Genomic DNA, 15664 nt, shown 5'->3' on the forward strand with positions numbered 1-15664 from the left:
AAACCGTAAAATCAGGGGTTCCACTAGGCCGGGCGGCAGCCGCCCTCAAGAGACAACATGAACCCCATCCAAGTTGGCGTAGTCATGGGTTCCAGCAGCGACTGGGACACCATGCAACACGCAGTTGCCATCCTCCAGCAATTCGGTATCACTTTTGAGGCCAAGGTCGTGTCGGCCCACCGCATGCCGGACGACATGTTCCGCTTTGCCGAAGGCGCAGCAGACCGCGGTATCAAGGCCATCATCGCCGGTGCTGGCGGCGCAGCCCACCTGCCCGGCATGATTGCCGCCAAGACCACCGTGCCCGTGCTGGGCGTGCCCGTGGCCAGCCGCCACCTGCAAGGTGTGGATTCGCTGCACTCCATCGTGCAAATGCCCAAGGGCGTGCCCGTGGCGACCTTCGCCATCGGCACCGCCGGTGCTGCCAACGCGGCCCTGTTTGCCGTGGCCCTGCTGGCCAATGAAGACCCTGCGCTGCGCGCCAAGCTCGACGCCTTCCGCGTGGAGCAGACCGAAGCCGCCCGCAACATGACGCTGCCGGTGAACGAATGAGCAACGCCAACAACACCGCCGTGATCTTGCCGGGAGCGACCCTCGGCGTGCTGGGCGGCGGCCAGCTGGGCCGCATGTTTGCGCACTCCGCGCAGGCCATGGGCTACTTCACCGCCGTGCTGGACAAAGACGAAACCAGCCCTGCGGGTCTGGTCAGCCACCACCACATCCGCACCGGTTACGAGGATGCGCAAGGTCTGGCAGAACTCGCCCAGCTGTGCGCTGCCGTGACCACCGAATTTGAAAACGTGCCCGCCGCCGCTTTGAACAAGCTGGCGGAGAGCCTGCCCGTATCGCCCGCCGGTTCTGCCGTGGCGATTGCTCAGGACCGCGCTGCCGAGAAGGCCCACTTTGTGAAGTGCGGCGTGCCCTGCGCGCCATACGCCGTGATTGAGACACCCGCGCAACTGGCTGTCGTCAATGACGCACTGCTGCCCGGCATCTTGAAGACGGCCCGCATGGGCTACGACGGCAAGGGCCAGATTCGCGTCAAAACCCGCGAAGAACTGGCCCAAGGCTGGGCTGAGCTGGGTCATGTGGCCTGCGTGCTGGAAAAGATGCTGCCGCTGGCACACGAATGCTCCGTCATCGTGGCCCGTGGCCGCAATGGCGACATCGTCAACCTGCCCGTGCAGCGCAATCTGCACCGCGACGGCATTCTGACCGTCACCGAGGTTTATGAAGGAAATCTGCCTGCAACGCAGGTAGAACAAGCGATTGCAGCTGCAAAGTCTGTAGCAATCGGCCTCGACTATGTGGGCGTGCTGTGCGTAGAGTTCTTTGTGCTGGACAACGGCCAGCTCGTGGTCAACGAGATTGCCCCGCGCCCGCACAACAGCGGCCACTACAGCCAGAACGCGCTGGATGTGTCGCAGTTCGACCTGCAAGTGCGCTGCATGACCAACCTGCCGCTGACACAGCCCCGCCAGCACAGCGCCACCGTCATGCTGAACCTGCTGGGCGACCTGTGGTTCAAGGACAGCGATGTGGCCCAGAGCCCTGCGTGGGACCAGATTCTGGCCCTGCCCGGCGCTCACCTGCACCTGTACGGCAAGGTCGATGCCAAGCGCGCCCGCAAGATGGGCCACTTGAACATCACCGCCGCCACGCCCGAAAAAGCGCGTGAAACCGCGTTGAAGGCTGCCGAAATTCTCGGCATCGAAGCGTTTTAAGGAACTGACGTGATTTTGGATGGAATGCTGGACGCCTCGGTACAAGCCGCTGCGCTTGCCCTGCAACAAGGCAAGCTGCTGGGCCTTCCCACCGAGACGGTTTATGGCCTGGCAGCAGACAGCGACAACGACGCTGCCGTGGCCCAGATCTTTACCGCCAAGGGCCGCCCCGCCAACCATCCGCTGATCGTGCATGTGGCAGACGCTGCGGCTATCACCCGCTATGCCAAGCAAGTACCGGTCTTTGCCCAGCAACTGATTGACGCTTTCTGGCCCGGCCCCCTCACCCTGATCCTGCCTCGCCTGCCCGAAGCCGCCAAGGCATCGACGGGCGGGCAGGACAGCGTGGGCCTGCGCTGCCCCAGCCACCCCGTGGCGCATGCGGTGCTCAAAGCCTGCCAGCAGTTGACGCCGCCCGTGTGGGGCGTATCGGCCCCCAGCGCCAACAAGTTTGGCCGCGTCAGCCCCACCACGGCCGAGCATGTGACCACAGAGTTTGGTGACGACCTGCTGGTGCTGGACGGCGGCGCTTGCGAAGTGGGCATTGAATCCACAATCGTCGACTGCACACGCGGCGTGCCCGTGCTGCTGCGCCCCGGAGCCATCACCCGCGACGATATTGAACGCGCTTGCGGCATGAAGCCGCTCTCAAAAGAAGAGCTGTCAGCGGATACACCACGTGCGTCAGGCACGCTTTTGGCGCATTACGCTCCCAACGCCAAGGTGCGGCTCATGGACGCCAAGCAGCTGCAAGCAGCGCTGGATATTCTGGGCAAAGACGGTAAGAACATCGCCATCTACCACCGCAGCCCTCTCAAGGCACCCAGCGCCCAGTTGCTGCTGCGCCGCATGTCTGACGACCCCCGCGACGTGGCCCGTGAGCTGTTTGGCATGCTGCGCAATTTTGACGACTGGGGCGCCAAGCTGATCTGGATTGAAACCCCGGCTGACACCGCCGACTGGGAAGGCGTGCGTGACCGCCTGCAGCGCGCCGCCGCTGCGGGTTAAGAGCCGTAAAACGCTTCTTTAGCTAAGTTCAAAGTAAAGATACAAATTTTTATTCGTTTTCTTTATTAGCGGCTTTCTCTAACCTTTGATGCATCAACTGCAACATCAAAGGTCAGAACCATGGGTACCCGCCGCGACGCGCTTAGCAAGCTTTTATTCATCAGCTCGGCTTCCCTGGGCCTCGCGGCCTGCTCCCACTCGGACGATACGGCCAGCAGCCAGACCTCGCCTGCAGACAAGCTGGCCCAGAACGGCGGCAAGATCGTGCCGTTCAACTACCCGGACAACCCTTCGTTCGACCTGATCTATCTGGCCGATCGCCTGGGTTACTTCGAGGGCACCTCCACCCGCCCCAATTACATAGGCAAGGTTGCCGCACCGCAAATCATTCCGCTGGTGGGCACGGGCGATATTCACTTCGGTGCCCGCATGGTGCCCCTGGTCATCTCGGCCATTGCCGCCGGGGCCGACATGAAGGTGATTGCCGCCGGCAGCAAGACGCTGCAGGAAGCGCCGCACATGAAGTACTTTGTGCGCAAGGATTCCGCCATCCGCACGCCCAAAGATCTCGAAGGCAAAACCATTGGCTTCAATAGCTTTGGTGCCTGTGCAGAGTTCGTCTCCAAGACCTATTTCCGCGAGCATGGCGCGGATGTGAGCAAGATCAACTTTCTGGTCGTGCCTGACAACCAGAACGAGCAGGCCGTGCTCAGCAAGAACGTGGATCTGGCCATCATTCACCCGCCGCATTCCGGCGGCGCCGAAGCCAACCCCGAGCTACTGCGTCTGTGGAGCGATTACGACCTGGACCGGGGCCTGGGCGGCATGTCGCCCTATAGCGTCAACGGCAAGTTCGCCCGCGAGAATCCTCAGGCCGTGCGCGATGTGGTCACCGCCATCGCCAAGGCCGGAAACTGGGTCAACGCCCACACCGACGAGGCGCGCCAGTACACGGCCGAACGTCTGGGAATGGATCTCAAGCATGTGGAGCGCTATGCCTATGTGGACGACCAGATCATCACCGAGCCGCCCATCCAGTACTACATCGACATACTGGAGCGCGAAGGCAAGCTGCAGCCGGGCAAGGTCTCGGTCAAGGATGTCTACACCAACGCCTTCAATCCCTTTGTCAACGGAACGGCCGCATGAGTGGGGGCCCCGCCATCAAGATCCAGGCACGCGATGTGCGCATGGATTTCTCCATCGCCGATGACCGAGGGCGCAAGCAACAGATCTCGGCACTGCAGGACTTCAACCTCGACATCCGCGAAGGCGAGTTTTTCACCATCCTGGGCCCCTCGGGTTGCGGAAAATCCACCTTCTTGAACGTGCTGGCCGGCTTGGCCCGCAAGACGGGCGGCAGCATAGACATAGACGGGCAGGCGGCCAGCGGCATCAACCGCCAGCAAGGCGTGGTGTTCCAGGGCTATGCGCTGTTTCCCTGGCGCAACGTGCTGCATAACATCGAGATGGGGCTGGAGATTCGCCGCGTACCCCGGCGCGAACGCCGCCAGACGGCCGAGCATTTTCTGCATCTGGTGGGACTGGACGGCTTTGGTCACCGCTATCCGCATGAGCTGTCCGGCGGCATGCGCCAGCGCGTGGCGATTGCACGCGCGCTGGCCTACTCGCCCAGCCTGCTGCTGATGGACGAGCCTTTCGCTGCATTGGATGCCCAGACACGAGAAATTCTGCAGTCCGAGCTGCTGCGCATCTGGGAGCAGCACAAGACCACCATCGTCTTCATCACCCACAGCCTGGATGAAGCCATTTTCCTGTCGGACCGCATGGCCGTCATGACGCACCGCCCCGGGCGCATCAAGTCCATTCTGGACGTGCCGCTGGCCCGCCCCCGGCCCGCGGAGATCCGCCACTCGCCTGGCTTTGTTCAGCTGCGCGAGCAGGCCTGGGACATTCTGCGCGACGAGGTCGCCTTTGCCAGCGGCCACCGCCAGCAGCCTCTGGCACCCATCACACCCAGCGCCCCCGACTACTCCCTGGCCTTGCGAGGATTTGCCCTATGACCGATTTGACCGCCCCGGCAGCTCCTCGCGCCGCCCCCAGCATTCGCTCGGGCCTGAATCTATGGAAATTAGGCGTCAAGTGGCTGGAGCGTTTGACCTGCCTGCTCCTGTTTTTTGCAATCTGGGAGTTTCTGCCGCGCGCTGGCATCGTCAGCTCGGCCTTTCTGAGCCCGCCTTCCGCCGTGCTGGCTGCCATCGCCCAGCTGATAGAAAGCGGGCAGCTGAACAAGCATATCTTCGCCAGCCTGCAACGCTCGCTGGCCGGTCTGTCGCTGGCCATTCTTGCGGGCGTGAGCCTGGGCCTGCTGATGGGCGTGGTCCGCCGCTTTGAAGCCTTCGTCGATCCCCTGCTGCAGCTGTTCAGGCAGGTTTCGGCTCTGGCCTTGTTTCCGGTGTTTCTACTGTTCTTCGGCATTGGCGAAGCCTCCAAGATCGCCATCATCTTCTGGGCGGCTTTCTGGCCCGTGCTGCTCAACACCATCAGCGGTGTCAAACAGGTGGAAAAGCTGCTGATTCACTCGGCACTTTCCATGGGTGCCACACGCGGCTTCATCTTCTTCAAGGTCATCCTGCCGGCCGCTGCGCCTTCCATCTTCACCGGCATCCGCTTGGCCGGGGCCTACTCCATCACGGCACTGGTGGCGGCCGAGATGATTGGCTCGCATGCGGGCCTGGGCTTTCTGACGCTGAACTCGCAGGAGATCTTTCAGATTCCCAGCATGTATGCGGGCATCGTTCTGCTGGCTTTGTTGGGCCTGGCGCTCCACTATGTGCTGGCCTTGCTGGAAAAGCGGCTGACGCGCTGGCGCAGCGGGCTGGAATTTCATGAATAAGTTCAGCCCCGTACCGACGGCCAGAGCAGCGGTCATTGCCAGCATCGCCGCCGCCGTGGCGTTGGCATTGTTCTGGCCCTCGCTGCCCGCATATTCCAGCGCCAGCCCCGGCCCGGTCTTGGCGCAGGCACAGCAGCAAGGCGTGCTCAAGCTGGCTTTGCGCAGCTACTCGCGTCCTTCCCTGCCCAGCGATCCGCTGCCGCCGGAGCCCGATGTGCTTGATCAGGCTCTGGCCCAGTGGCTGGGCCGGCAGTTGGGCGTGCGCGTAGAGCTCACCAACGTGCAGCAGGCAGATATTGCGCTGCAAGGCATACACCTTGAAAATGCCGCTCCGCAGACCGTCAGCGCCTATGCCGAGCCGGGCCTGCAACTGGTGTCGCTCAAACAGCAAGCGGCGCGCTGGCCCAGCTATGCACCTAGCTACTGGCAGCTGCTTGAGCCCAAGACTCGCCAAGCCACGACCGGCCCCAGCGTGTGCGTGGGCTCGGGCGTGGCCTCGGCCAAGTCCTTGCAAGCCAGAGGCTTGCAGCCGCGTATAGCCCCCTCTTCGATTCACGCCATCAGCGACTTTCTGGCCGGCCGATGCGATTTGCTAGCCGATACGCCGGCCGTCATTGACCGCCTGCTGACGCAGGACTCCTGGCGCTTTTATGCCCGGTTAGGCCACGGCTTTGCTTCCGATGATCCGGAAGGCATCACCCTGCGCAGCAAAGACGAACAGTCTGCCCAATGGTTGCAGCAAAGCCTGCAGCAATGGCAGGCCAGCGGCCAGCAGCAGAAGGCCTTCAACAACCGTGTGAGCACGATTGCGCTGGAAGCGTCGCTGCTGGAAGACGGTGCCATCTGCCACTGATGGCCGGCCTCCATTCTTCAGTCTCTTGATTGTTTTCTCATGCTCTCTTGCGCCTTCAAAGACGTTCTCTCCGCACTCGAAAAAACCGCCGTCGCACGTGATCGCCAGGGCGGCCACGCAGCGCATGAAAAAGCGCTGCTGCGCGATGCAGGCCTGCTGCGCCTGGCCATCCCGGCACAGCATGGCGGCAACGAACGCAGCTGGCCCGATATCTACCAGCATATCCGCGCCCTGGCGGCGGTGGACAGTGCGCTAGCCCATGTGCTGGCCTTCCACCAGTTACAGGTGGCCACGGTGTTGATCTACGGATCACCCCAGCAGCAGCGCGCTTGGCTGCGCCGCACCACGGATGAAAACGGCTGGTGGGGCAATGCACTCAATCCGCGTGACACGCGGCTGCAGGCCTTGCCCAGCAAGGCCGCTGCGCCCGGCTATGAACTCAACGGCATCAAGGGCTTTTGCTCGGGCACGCGTGGCTCCCACTATCTGACCGTGTCGGCCCGCGTCGAAGGTCATTCACAACCCGTACTGGGCCTGCTGGAAACTGCGGCTGCTGGCATTGCCGTCAAGGACGACTGGAACCCCATGGGCCAGCGCCAGACGGATAGCGGCTCCGTGCAGTTCAGCCAGGTGCATTTGCCTGCCAGCGCCGTGATGCGCGATGAAACCGCAGGCACCAGCGCATTTCATACCTTGCGCAACTGCCTGGCCCAGTTGGTGCTGGTCAATCTGTTTGTGGGCGTGGCCCAGGGCGCGCGCCAGCAGGCGCGTGACTACGCGCTGCAGCATGCCAAGCCCTGGATGGGGTCCACGGTGGAACGCGCCACGGACGATCCCTATCTGCTGCGCCGCATGGGCGAAATGCAGGCCCAGATTTCCGCTGCCGCGCTGATGGCCGATCATGCCGCCGCACTGCTGCAAAAGGCCTGGCTGCGTGGCGAGAGCCTCGTCACCAGTGAGCGTGCAGAAGTGGCCATTGCCGTGTTTGAAGCCAAGGTCATGGCGCATCGCTGCACGCTGTTTGCCACGCAGGAGATGTTCGATGTGGTGGGATCTCGCGGCACCCATGCCGATCTGGGCTTTGACCGTTTCTGGCGCAATGTGCGCACCCATACCCTGCACGACCCGCTGGACTACAAGCTCCAGGCCCTGGGCCGCTGGGCCGTATATGGCGAAGAGCCTTCCGCAGTGAATTACAACTGAGCACTGCGCCAACAAAAAATCCGGGTCTGGCCCGGATTTTTTCGTTGCACCCATAGCTGATTAGAAGCGGTAGCCGACTCCCAGAGAGAACACATTGGGATTGAGCTTGACGCTAATGCTTTGACCTGAAGACAGATGAATCTGGGTCTTCAGAAAGCTCTTGGAATAAGAGGCATCGACAAACCAGCGCTCGTTGAACTGATAGACAAAGCCCAGTTGCGCGAGCGCGCCGAACTTGTCGTCCACCTTGGCCGTGGTCGGATTGGCTTGGGTGCCGCCAGTCAGGCCGTTGAGCGTGGCCGTGGTCTTTTCGCCAAAAAAGTGGGCATAGGTCACGCCCGCTGCCACATAGGGCCTAAAGCTCGCATTGGCCGCGTTGAAGCGGTACTGCAGCAGCAGCGTGGCGGGGAGCGCCTTGGTGCTGCCCAGCTTGCCCACGCCGGCAATCGCACCGTCGCCAATCAGGTCATGCTTGAATGGCATGGCCAGCGGTACATCCAGTGCCAGATTGTCGGTGACCATATAGGTAATGCCGCCCGACAGCTGGGTGCTGCTCTTGGCATCCACCTTGGTGTTGGGAAAGGACGGAGCCGAGAGATTGCCGCTGCTCACATCGGGAGCCAGATGGGTGACGCCCAAGCGCGCCGACCAGCTTCCGGCCGACTGGGCACTGGCCCCACCGCAGGCTGCCAGTGCAACCAGGGCCGTTGTAATCCGCATAGTGTTTTTCATAGATGTCTCTGCTTGTTGTTATTGCGGATGGTGATTACAGCCAGCCCTTTTGGGACAGCGAGCGCGCGACCAGCTGGCTTAGCTGCTGGTGGCCGTAGGGCGTGGGATGGAAGCTGTCGGCAAACACATGGTGCTGCCACCAGTCAGGGCTGGGCTTGCCCGGCGTCGCGCTCAGGGCGGCGGCCGTGCAGGTGGGGAAGGTATATGTGGGCAGACCGCTGCTGTCCACGCCGGTGACAGGGCAAACAGGGTCTTTGACGTTGTCAAAGTCGTACTGGGCGGGGTTGCTGATCTGGCTCTTGAACTCTGTGTAGAAATCGACCAAAGCCACCTGGGATTGGCCGGACAGGCTGGCTGCCAGCTGGTTGTTGAACACCTGCACCAGGGAGTCGAAAGCGGCTTCTTGCTTGGCAGCGGCGGCAGCGCCCGTGTCACCGCCGCCGGCGGCCTGGGCAATGCTGGCCAGGACCATCTGGAAGCGCGGCGTCTTGGTGATGGCCGGAACGTTCAACACCGCAACCCGCGTCGCGCCTTTGGCGATCACATTCTGTGCAATGGAGCCGGCCAAGGTCTTGGCCAGGGTCTGCAGATAAGCGCCTGCGGCAAGGCCGGCAAACTTGGAGGCATCGCCCCCGGCCTGCGTCATCAGCGCCGTGGACGTGCCCGGCGCTTTGGAATCCAGCCAGGCCACCATGGCATTGAGCGGTTGCGAATCACCTCTGGCTGCCGCAATCAGGGCGCCGATCACATCCGCAGCATCATTGGCACCACCATCGATGATGACCAGATCATCCGCGCTGAATCCGGCCTTGGCTGCCGCCTGAATCTGCACCAGCACCGACTTCGGCGATGTCGGTGCATCCAGCGGATTCACGCGACCGCCACCCACCGCATAGTTGGTGCAGCTGGCGACCTCCTGGTAGGTCGTCAGATTTTCGTCTCCAGCGCGGTAGTGAGCGCACAAACTCTTGCTGAACTGGTCGGCGATACGCTCGGGCCAGATCAGGGTGGAGCCGGCACCGGTGGGAACCGAGCCCTGCACCGTGAACTTAAAGCCAAAGGTGCCGCTGTCCGCCAGACTGTCGCCCATGACCTTGACCGAAGTCACCTTGGCCTTGGGCGTGGTGTCTGCCCCGCCACCGCCGCCACAGGCAGCCAGCAGACCGGCGGTTGCCAAGGCCGCAGCCAGGAGTTTGAGTTTGTTTGCCAAGATGAGTCCTCCATCGTGTTGTTAATAGCACGGTCGTGCTTTTTCGATGTGACATCATCCTAGCGACTCCCGTTGCAGAAAACACGTCGGGCAAACACTGAGAAGCTGTGGAGGATTTCCCGCGATGGATCACAGGGGAAATCATGGGTTTGCGCATGCGGCAGCCAACGGGCGCCAAGCCCGTAGCACCTGACAGAGGATCGGCCTGAACCCGCCGCCTAGAGCCTGACGTTTACTGCGCCGCCGTCCAGTCCACCAGCGCATCCCAGGCGGCGCGGGCCGCTGTGGCGTTGGCGTGGTTGGCCATGGCTACCAGCACATAGCGCTGGCCGCTGATGCCATCGACATAGCCTGCCAGCGCCGCCGAATCACGCAGGGTGCCGGTCTTGAGGTGAGCAGAGCCCGCAAATTTGCTGCGGCTGCGGCGCAAGGTGCCATCCACGCCGACGATGGGCATGGAGGAGACGAACTCCGGCATCACGGGCGACACCCAGGCGCTTTGCAGCATGCGACCCAGGCCGTTGGCGGTAATGCTGGCATTGCGGCTCAGGCCTGCGCCGTTGTCCACGGCGGGCTGTTCGACATTGCCAAGACGTGCCGTCCACCACTGCGCCAGAGACTGGCGTGCGGACTCGTAATTTGTCACGCCCGTGCGTTGCATGCCCAGCGTCAGCAGCACATGCTGGGCCATGATGTTGTTGCTGTATTTGTTGATGTCGCGCACCACTTCAGACAGCGCGGGCGACTCTAGCTGAAACGCAGGCTGCAGACCTTGCGGCACGGTGCCGTCATGCGCGCTGCCGGTGAGCTTGCCGCCCAGCTCGCGCCACATGCCTTCGATGGCCTTGGCCGCAAAGCGCTCGGGCTGCGCCGGGGCGATGGACCAGCTCTTGTCGCCGCAACTGGCCGGATAGCTACCGTTGAAAGCGATGCGCTGCGGGTTGGCCATATCCAGCTGCATCTTGCTGCGCCAGTCGCCGCAATCAGAATTAGGAGCTGCCAATGCCAGTGTTTGCTGGTTATCCATGCCAAACATTGGTGGATCGTACTGAATACGAGCGACACCAGCTCCTGTATCAGGAGCGATATTGACCGCCACCGCCTTGTAATTGATCAGCAGCGCATCGGGAGATGCGTTGTAGGGGCGCCAGGGTTCGTTGTCAAAACCGGCCGCATCATGCGCGGGCAGCTGGAAAGCACTGCGGTCCAGCACGATGTCGCCCACGATGACCTTCACGCCCATGCCTTGCAGGCGACGCAGCATCAGCCACAGGCGCTCCAGCACCAGCTTGGGGTCGCCCTGGCCTTGAATGTAGAGATTGCCGCGCAACGCGCCGTCGACCACAGGGCCACCCAGATACACGGGCGTACGCCACACATAGGCTGGGCCGAGCTGGTCGAGCGCCGCATAGGTGGTGACCAGCTTCATGACGGATGCCGGGTTCATGGGCTGCTGCGTGCGCCAGGCCAGGCTGGGAGCCGTTTTTCCGTCCACGTTCACCACCAGCAAGGACACGGCCTCGCGCGGAATCTTGGCGCGCTGCAGCGCGGTTTCGACCACCGCGGGAATGCGCGTATCAGCAGGCTGGGCCTGGCTGTGAGAGGTCTGAGCCAGCAGCGCCAGCAAAGGTGCGCCAAGCACGGTGAGGGTCTTGCGAAGAAAGGTAGGGGTCAGCAGCATCGCGCAAGTCTACGCCGGGCTTTGGCAGCGCCAGCGGCAAGGTAGCGGCTGGCGTCCGATAATGTCAGCCTCCCTCTGCCAGCCCGTGCAGCACGAATAGCGCTCCAGCCCCATGCGGCTGACGCCCCGCCGAACATGAATCTTCTCGCCATCGACACCAGTACCGATACCCTGTTTGTTGCCGTCCAGCAGGGTGATGCCGTCTGGCAGCACAGCGGACCGGGCGCACAGCAGTCGTCGGCCCAGTTGCTGCCCGCCATTCGCCAGCTTTTGAAGGATGCCGGACTTACCTTCAAGCAGCTGGACGCCATTGCCTTTGGCCGTGGCCCCGGCTCCTTCACGGGTCTGCGCACGGCCTGCGCCATCACGCAAGGTCTGGCCTTTGCCGCCAAGGTGCCGGTGCTGCCCATTGATTCACTGCTGACGGTGGCCGAAGAAGCCCGCCACCTGCATGGCTGCACCGAAGTCGAAGCCGTGCTGGATGCACGCATGAACGAGGTTTATCACGCGCCGTTTCGTTATGTGGATGGCCAGTGGATAGAGCCCGAAGACTTTGGCCTGTGTGCGCCCAGCGTGCTGCAAGTCGCCACCGGCATGACGGTGGCCGGCAATGCCCAGCCCGTCTACCCCGAGCTGCTGGCCCCCGCCGCCGCTCATGTGCAGGCCATGCCCACCGCCACCGCCATGCTGCGCCTGGCACCCGCGCTGTTGGCAAAAGGCTGCGCCGTACCAGCGGAAGAGGCGCTGCCCCGCTACATCCGCGATAAAGTGGCAAAAACGACGGCAGAGCGCGAGGCAGAGAAAGCCGCCGCTGCAGCTGCCGCACTGGTCGCCACCGACAACGCCGCTCAATAAGCTTCAATGACATCACCCAGCAGCTCCTCACTGCCCGCCACCAGCGCCTGCGTGGACGATGCGGCATCTCTGGTGCATTTCGAGCCCTTGTCTGCGCTCTGGCTTGATACCCTGCTCCCCATTGAGGAGCAAGCCTATGCTCACCCCTGGTCGCGCGGCAACTTTCAGGATGCCATGGTGGCCGGGTATGAGGTGCAGTTGCTGGTCGATGCCAATCACCAGTTGCTGGGCTACTTTGTTGCCATGTCCGTGCTCGATGAGGTTCACCTGCTCAACATCACCGTCAACCCTGCTCACCAGCGCCAGGGATGGGCACGCCTGCTGCTGGATGCGCTGGCCCTGTGGTCGCGGCAAAAGAATGCGCAGTGGATCTGGCTGGAAGTGCGCGAAAGCAATCAGCGCGCCCGCGAGGTCTATCTCAAGCACGGCTTCACCGAAGTAGGCCTGCGCAAAAATTACTACCCCAACCCCAACGGCCCGCGTGAAAACGCCGTGCTTATGAGTCTGAAACTATGGCCCTGAACCTGGACGCCCGCCAGCGGGCCATGCTGGAAGCAATGGGCATTACCGTCTGGTTGCCCGAACCTGTAGAAACGGCTGTAGCGCTGGAGACCAGCGCTGTCATTGAAGGCACCGAATTGCGTGCAACTGAGCCTGCGCCTGCGATGCGCGCTACTGTTATTGCACCCGTCGCGGCACCAGCCCCCGTGTCTGCGCCTGAGCCGCAATCTGCAGTGCCAGCACCTGTTGCGGTGCCTGCCCCGGCCCGCGCACCCGCACGGCAACCAGCCCCCATTCTCCCCAGCCACCCGCATGAGCCTCGCCAGTTTGTGCAGCAACCTGCGGCAGGCCCTGCGGGGGAGCCCGGTCTGGGCTGGACGATCAGCCCTCCGCAACTGGTCTACCCGCACGCACCGCAGCATGTGCAGGCCAGCGAGCAAGGCGGCTGGCTGATCTTGCTGGAGCCTGCAGCCAACCCGCCCCTCATCAGCCCTGCGCAAAAGCCCACGCCCGACAGCGCGCAGACCGCGCTGCAAGGCGATGCGGCAAGGCTGCTGGACAATATGCTGCGCGCCCTGCAGCTGCAAGAAAAGCCGCGCGTCTTCAGCGCTGCGCTGCACCGCGCGCCGCCTGATGCCGACCTGAGTCACGCCCAGCCACTGCAACCCGCACTGGAGACCTTGCTGCGCGAGCTGCGCCCCGACTGTGTGCTGGTACTGGGCCTTGCCAGCGCCCGCGCCGTACTGGGCCGCCACGATGCGCTGGGCCGCCTGCGCTCCGAGCCGCACCGCATTGCAGGCGTGCCAACCGTGGTCACTTACGACCCCAATTACCTGCTGCGCGCACCGCAAGCCAAGGCAGGTGCCTGGGCCGATCTGGTGCAGGCCCATGCATTTACAAAACCGGTGTGACAGGGAAAAGACAAGCCCTGCTTACCCACTCTCCCATGCACGTTGCACGCGACATGTTGCGGTGCAACGTAGCATAATCATTGGCTTAGCTTTATTGAAAGACATCCGTGGAAACCTACCCTAGTTGGTAGCTTTCAGCTCCCGGTTCGAACTGCGGGGTTGAAAGCGTCCTGATCCCTGCAGAACCTCAAGAACAACCGGGAGTGAGCTGATGCTCAACATCTTTACGCTAGCCAATGGCCGACTCGTTCAGGAAGAAATCGAGTCCCTGGCCGACCTCGAACGCTTTCAGCCTATCTGGGTCGATCTGGAGTCGCCCACCGCCGATGAAAAGCGCTGGATCAAGCAGCACTACGAGCTGTCCATCCCCGAAGACGCGATGGACGACGATATCGAAGAGTCGGCGCGCTTTTACGAAGAAGACAACGGCGATCTGCACATTCGCAGCGACTTCTTGATTGATGACGTCGAAGACCCGCGTTCGGTACGCGTGGCCTTCATCATCAATCAGCACAACAAGAACCTGCGCAGCTGCGGCGTGCTGTTCTCGATTCACGATGAAGACGTGCCCGTGTTCCGCCTGCTGCGCATGCGTGCCCGCCGTGCACCGGGCCTGATCGATGAAGCCAAGGATGTACTGCTCAAGCTGTTTGACGCGGACGCTGAATACTCTGCCGACACGCTGGAGCGCATTTACGACGACCTGGAAAAAGTCAGCCAGCAAGTGCTTTCCGGCAACGTGACCGACGAAGCAGCCAAGGATGTGCTGGGTGCCATTGCCCGGCAGGAAGATTTGAACGGCCGCATTCGCCGCAATGTGATGGATACGCGCCGCGCCGTGAGCTTCATGATGCGCTCCAAGATGCTAAATGCTGAGCAGTTCGAGGAAGCACGCCAGATCCTGCGCGACATCGAGTCCCTGGACAGCCACACGGCCTTCCTGTTCGACAAAATCAACTTCTTGATGGACGCCACCGTCGGTTTCATCAACATCAACCAGAACAAGATCATCAAGATCTTCTCGGTGGCCAGCGTCGCCTTGCTGCCGCCCACGCTGATCGCCAGCGTCTACGGCATGAATTTCCAGTTCATGCCCGAGCTGAACTGGGAATATGGCTACCCCTATGTGGTCGCTCTCATGGTGGCCAGTGCGCTAGGCCCCATGCTGTATTTCCGCAAGCGCGGCTGGTTGAAATAAAGCTCCCCCTGAGCGGCTTTGCCGCTTCCCCCTCTCTCGCTACGCGGGAGGGAGACGGCACCTTCGCTGCGAGGCGGCTCTTGCTTGGTGCCCCTGGCCTAGATCGCGTCAGTTTTTGGAGTACTTAGAGACGCTTGCACAGGTCTTCAATCACGGCTTGCGCGTAGCGGCTGGCAATGCTCTGCACAAACAAAGGAAAGTCCACGTGCGCCGCGTCGTCGGCCTTGTCCGAGATGCTGCGCATGGCGGCAAATGGCAGGTCGTAATCGGCGCAGACTTGGGCAATGGCGGCACCTTCCATCTCTACGGCCAGCGGTGCAAGATCAGCCTGCTCCAGCCCTTGGCGCAACTGCTCTGCTTCTTCGCTGCCAGAGACAAAGCGATCACCGCTGACAATCAGGCCTTCGTGCACCTGCGGCGCGCCAAGGCCCAGCTCTGCCGCCCATTCCCCAGCCTGCTGCTGTACACAAGCCTGCACCGATTGCAGCAAGGCATTGGAGAGCGTCGCATCGCAGTCAAACACGGCACGGCCATAGCCTGGCACCTCAAAGCACGGAAACAGCGGCGATGCATCCATATCGTGCTGCACATACTGGCGTGCCACCACCACATGGCCCACATGCACGGTATCACCCAGTCCGCCCGCCACGCCGGTGAAGACGATGGCTTTGGCGCCAAAGCGCTCAATCAGCGCCACCGCCGTGGTGGCCGCGGCCACCTTGCCAATGCCAGACAGCGCGCAGATCACCTCTTTGCCATGCAGCTTGCCAGTCCAGAAGATGCGGCCTGCATGCCGAGCTTGCTGCGCGTTCTCCAGCAAATGGACGAGTCCGTCCTGTTCTTCGGCAAGCGCGCTGAGTATGGCTATCGGCATGGAGAAACTCTTCTTGGGTTCAGATCAAAGAGCCTATTGTGGCCGCTGCCGTGATCG

The 15664-nt window shown here is 62.4% G+C and carries 16 protein-coding genes; 12 read left to right on the forward strand and 4 right to left on the reverse strand.

Going from position 1 to position 15664, the window contains the following annotated elements; genetic code table 11:
- Window positions 1-57 precede the first annotated feature (57 nt).
- The 8 genes from purE (at window position 58) to CLU84_RS18405 (ending at window position 7645) form a co-directional block, all read left to right on the forward strand.
- Window positions 58-552, forward strand: coding sequence for a 5-(carboxyamino)imidazole ribonucleotide mutase (gene purE, locus CLU84_RS18370; RefSeq protein ID WP_099739176.1), 495 nt, complete (start codon window positions 58-60; stop codon window positions 550-552).
- Entirely contained in the window at window positions 549-1724 is a 1176-nt protein-coding gene (locus tag CLU84_RS18375; protein ID WP_099739178.1) for a 5-(carboxyamino)imidazole ribonucleotide synthase, read from the forward strand. The genes purE and CLU84_RS18375 overlap by 4 nt, the downstream gene beginning before the upstream one ends.
- 9 nt (window positions 1725-1733) lie before the next feature.
- Window positions 1734-2732, forward strand: coding sequence for an L-threonylcarbamoyladenylate synthase (locus tag CLU84_RS18380; protein ID WP_099739180.1), 999 nt, complete (start codon window positions 1734-1736; stop codon window positions 2730-2732).
- Between the two features lie 120 nt (window positions 2733-2852).
- Window positions 2853-3881 (forward strand): ABC transporter substrate-binding protein, encoded by a 1029-nt coding sequence (locus CLU84_RS18385; protein ID WP_099739182.1) that lies wholly within the window; start codon window positions 2853-2855, stop codon window positions 3879-3881.
- Window positions 3878-4756 carry an ABC transporter ATP-binding protein gene (locus tag CLU84_RS18390; protein WP_099739183.1) on the forward strand — a complete coding sequence of 293 codons (879 nt, stop codon included), beginning with the start codon at window positions 3878-3880 and terminating at the stop codon, window positions 4754-4756. The genes CLU84_RS18385 and CLU84_RS18390 overlap by 4 nt, the downstream gene beginning before the upstream one ends.
- Window positions 4753-5589 (forward strand): ABC transporter permease, encoded by an 837-nt coding sequence (locus tag CLU84_RS18395; RefSeq protein WP_099739185.1) that lies wholly within the window; start codon window positions 4753-4755, stop codon window positions 5587-5589. Before CLU84_RS18390 ends, CLU84_RS18395 begins: the two co-directional genes overlap by 4 nt.
- A complete protein-coding gene (locus tag CLU84_RS18400) occupies window positions 5582-6442 on the forward strand; it encodes a hypothetical protein (protein WP_233210305.1) in 861 nt (286 codons plus the stop codon). The genes CLU84_RS18395 and CLU84_RS18400 overlap by 8 nt, the downstream gene beginning before the upstream one ends.
- A gap of 39 nt (window positions 6443-6481) precedes the next feature.
- The gene (locus CLU84_RS18405; protein WP_099739186.1) at window positions 6482-7645 is read left to right on the forward strand and encodes an acyl-CoA dehydrogenase family protein; all 1164 of its coding nucleotides are present in this window, start codon (window positions 6482-6484) and stop codon (window positions 7643-7645) included.
- Window positions 7646-7705: 60 nt separating this feature from the next.
- On the opposite strand, the gene CLU84_RS18410 is transcribed toward CLU84_RS18405, so the two are convergent.
- The 3 genes from CLU84_RS18410 to dacB all read right to left on the reverse strand — a co-directional run bounded on the left by CLU84_RS18410 (window position 7706) and on the right by dacB (window position 11268).
- Window positions 7706-8377: an OmpW family protein gene (locus tag CLU84_RS18410; RefSeq protein ID WP_099739188.1), complete on the reverse strand. Its 672-nt coding sequence runs from the start codon at window positions 8375-8377 to the stop codon at window positions 7706-7708.
- 34 nt (window positions 8378-8411) lie between these two features.
- Complete coding sequence (locus CLU84_RS18415) at window positions 8412-9587, reverse strand: SGNH/GDSL hydrolase family protein (protein WP_099739189.1); 1176 nt, start codon at window positions 9585-9587, stop codon at window positions 8412-8414.
- A gap of 232 nt (window positions 9588-9819) precedes the next feature.
- Window positions 9820-11268 (reverse strand): D-alanyl-D-alanine carboxypeptidase/D-alanyl-D-alanine-endopeptidase, encoded by a 1449-nt coding sequence (gene dacB / locus CLU84_RS18420; protein WP_099739191.1) that lies wholly within the window; start codon window positions 11266-11268, stop codon window positions 9820-9822.
- Between the two features lie 135 nt (window positions 11269-11403).
- Here dacB and tsaB point away from each other — a divergent pair, with 135 nt between their 5' ends.
- The 4 genes from tsaB (at window position 11404) to corA (ending at window position 14733) form a co-directional block, all read left to right on the forward strand.
- Window positions 11404-12123, forward strand: a complete 720-nt coding sequence (tsaB, locus tag CLU84_RS18425) for a tRNA (adenosine(37)-N6)-threonylcarbamoyltransferase complex dimerization subunit type 1 TsaB (RefSeq protein ID WP_099739193.1) — start codon at window positions 11404-11406, stop codon at window positions 12121-12123.
- A gap of 6 nt (window positions 12124-12129) precedes the next feature.
- Complete coding sequence (gene rimI / locus CLU84_RS18430; protein WP_099739194.1) at window positions 12130-12645, forward strand: ribosomal protein S18-alanine N-acetyltransferase; 516 nt, start codon at window positions 12130-12132, stop codon at window positions 12643-12645.
- Entirely contained in the window at window positions 12636-13535 is a 900-nt protein-coding gene (locus tag CLU84_RS18435) for a uracil-DNA glycosylase family protein (protein WP_099739196.1), read from the forward strand. Before rimI ends, CLU84_RS18435 begins: the two co-directional genes overlap by 10 nt.
- A 211-nt stretch (window positions 13536-13746) precedes the next feature.
- Window positions 13747-14733: a magnesium/cobalt transporter CorA gene (gene corA / locus CLU84_RS18440; protein ID WP_099739198.1), complete on the forward strand. Its 987-nt coding sequence runs from the start codon at window positions 13747-13749 to the stop codon at window positions 14731-14733.
- Between the two features lie 124 nt (window positions 14734-14857).
- Here corA and CLU84_RS18450 read toward each other — a convergent pair whose 3' ends face one another.
- Window positions 14858-15607 (reverse strand): 5'-methylthioadenosine/adenosylhomocysteine nucleosidase, encoded by a 750-nt coding sequence (locus CLU84_RS18450; protein WP_099739200.1) that lies wholly within the window; start codon window positions 15605-15607, stop codon window positions 14858-14860.
- Between the last annotated feature and the right edge of the window lie 57 nt (window positions 15608-15664).

The organism is Comamonas sp. 26 (assembly GCF_002754475.1).
In the GTDB taxonomy this organism is placed as follows: Bacteria; Pseudomonadota; Gammaproteobacteria; order Burkholderiales; family Burkholderiaceae_C; genus Comamonas.

Coding starts and splice junctions, on each gene's coding strand:
- CLU84_RS18400 (WP_233210305.1), top strand. CDS start 5,582: ATGAATAAGTTCAGCCCCGTACCGACGGCCAGAGCAGCGGTCATTGCC.
- dacB (WP_099739191.1), bottom strand. CDS start 11,268: ATGCTGCTGACCCCTACCTTTCTTCGCAAGACCCTCACCGTGCTTGGC.
- CLU84_RS18395 (WP_099739185.1), top strand. CDS start 4,753: ATGACCGATTTGACCGCCCCGGCAGCTCCTCGCGCCGCCCCCAGCATT.
- CLU84_RS18405 (WP_099739186.1), top strand. CDS start 6,482: ATGCTCTCTTGCGCCTTCAAAGACGTTCTCTCCGCACTCGAAAAAACC.
- CLU84_RS18410 (WP_099739188.1), bottom strand. CDS start 8,377: ATGAAAAACACTATGCGGATTACAACGGCCCTGGTTGCACTGGCAGCC.
- rimI (WP_099739194.1), top strand. CDS start 12,130: ATGACATCACCCAGCAGCTCCTCACTGCCCGCCACCAGCGCCTGCGTG.
- CLU84_RS18385 (WP_099739182.1), top strand. CDS start 2,853: ATGGGTACCCGCCGCGACGCGCTTAGCAAGCTTTTATTCATCAGCTCG.
- purE (WP_099739176.1), top strand. CDS start 58: ATGAACCCCATCCAAGTTGGCGTAGTCATGGGTTCCAGCAGCGACTGG.
- CLU84_RS18375 (WP_099739178.1), top strand. CDS start 549: ATGAGCAACGCCAACAACACCGCCGTGATCTTGCCGGGAGCGACCCTC.
- corA (WP_099739198.1), top strand. CDS start 13,747: ATGCTCAACATCTTTACGCTAGCCAATGGCCGACTCGTTCAGGAAGAA.
- CLU84_RS18450 (WP_099739200.1), bottom strand. CDS start 15,607: ATGCCGATAGCCATACTCAGCGCGCTTGCCGAAGAACAGGACGGACTC.
- CLU84_RS18390 (WP_099739183.1), top strand. CDS start 3,878: ATGAGTGGGGGCCCCGCCATCAAGATCCAGGCACGCGATGTGCGCATG.
- CLU84_RS18435 (WP_099739196.1), top strand. CDS start 12,636: ATGGCCCTGAACCTGGACGCCCGCCAGCGGGCCATGCTGGAAGCAATG.
- tsaB (WP_099739193.1), top strand. CDS start 11,404: ATGAATCTTCTCGCCATCGACACCAGTACCGATACCCTGTTTGTTGCC.